This window comes from Planomonospora alba, from assembly GCF_039534085.1.
Taxonomy (GTDB): Bacteria; Actinomycetota; Actinomycetes; order Streptosporangiales; family Streptosporangiaceae; genus Planomonospora_B; species Planomonospora_B alba.
This window is the reverse complement of record NZ_BAAAUT010000145.1, coordinates 1-1,492: the sequence shown is the minus strand read 5'-3', so window position 1 is coordinate 1,492 and position 1,492 is coordinate 1. Positions and strand designations below refer to the sequence as shown.

The 1,492-nt window shown below is 76.1% G+C and carries 1 protein-coding gene; it reads left to right on the top strand.

The genetic code is table 11. The annotated features are described in order from the left end of the window. Positions 1 to 1,492 (top strand): polyketide synthase dehydratase domain-containing protein (locus ABD823_RS34310; RefSeq protein ID WP_344867104.1); only part of this gene is annotated, 1,492 nt, incomplete at both ends.

The window sequence follows — 1,492 nt, the reverse complement described above, 5'->3', positions numbered from 1 at the left end:
AGGGCGTGTCGCGGTTCGTGGAGTTGGGGCCGGACGCGGTGCTGTCGGCGGTGGGTGCCGGGTGTGTGCGTGGTGAGGGCGCGGTGTTCGTGCCGGTGCTGCGCCGGGAGCGGGACGAGGCGCGGGAGCTGCTGGCGGCCGTGGCCCGGCTGCACGTGACGGGTGTGTCGCCGGACTGGCGGGTGCTGCTCGGCGAGGCGCGTCGGGTGGAGCTGCCGACCTACGCCTTCCAGCACCGGCGTTTCTGGCTGGAGGCGCCCGCCGTACAGGGGGAGGTGTCGGGGCTGGGGCAGGTCGCCGCCGAGCACGCGCTGCTCTCGGCGGCGGTGGCGCTCCCCGGAGGGGACGGACCCGGATCCGACGGGGTGGTACTGACCGGACGGCTGTCCGTCCAGAGCCATCCGTGGCTCGCCGACCACGTGATCTCGGGCGTGGCGATGCTGCCCGGCACGGCCTTCGTGGAGCTGGCGATCCGCGCCGGCGACGAGGTCGGCTGCGCCCTCCTCGACGAGCTGACGCTGGAGGCGCCGCTGGTGCTGCCCGAGCACGGCGGGGTGGCGCTGCTGGTCGTGGTCGAGGCCGGTGACGAGGACGGCCGCAGGCTCGTGGAGGTGTACTCGCGCCCCACCGACGCGACGGCGGAGGAGCCGTGGACCCGGCACGCCTCGGGCGTGCTCGCCCCGGACGAGTCCCCGGCGGCGGACGCCATGGCGATCTGGCCGCCGAAGGGCGCGCGGAGCGTCGACATCGACGGCGCGTACGAGCGGCTCGCCGAGCAGGGCTATCTCTACGGTCCGGTCTTCCAGGGGCTGAAGGCGGTCTGGGAGCGGGGCGAGGAGGTCTTCGCCGAGGTCGCGCTGCCCGAGGGCACCTCGGTCGACGGGTTCGGCCTGCACCCGGCGCTGCTGGACGCCGCGCTGCACGCGACGCTGGTCGGCGGTGACGGGACGGAGGAGACCCAGCTCCCCTTCGCCTGGACCCGGGTCTCCCTGCACGCGGCCGGAGCGTCCGCGCTGCGGGTGCGGATCGACCGTTCGGGCACGTCGTCGTCCATCCAGGTGAGCGACGGGACGGGCAGGCCGGTGGCGTCGGTGGGCTCGCTGGTCTCGCGGCCGGTGGCCGCCGAGCGGCTCCGGGTGGCGGGGAAGGCCGATTCGCTGTACCGGGTGGACTGGTGGCCCTTCGCGGGCGGCACGTCCGGCGCGACGGCCCCCTGGGCGGTGGTCGGCGAGGACGTGTTCGGGCTGGGCGGCATGCCCGGGGTGACGGGCGTGTACGCCGACTTCGCGGCGTTGCGGGCGGCCACCGGTCCGGAGACGGCCTCCGCGCCGGGATCACCGCAGGGTACGGCGGTACCGGAGACGGTGCTGCTGCCGGTGCCGGCCGGGGTGACCGGCGTGGCGGCCGGGGAGGTGCCGGGTGCGGTGCGCGCGGTGGCGGACCGGGTGCTGGGGCTGGTGCAGGAGTGGCTGGCCGAGGAGCGGTTCGCGGC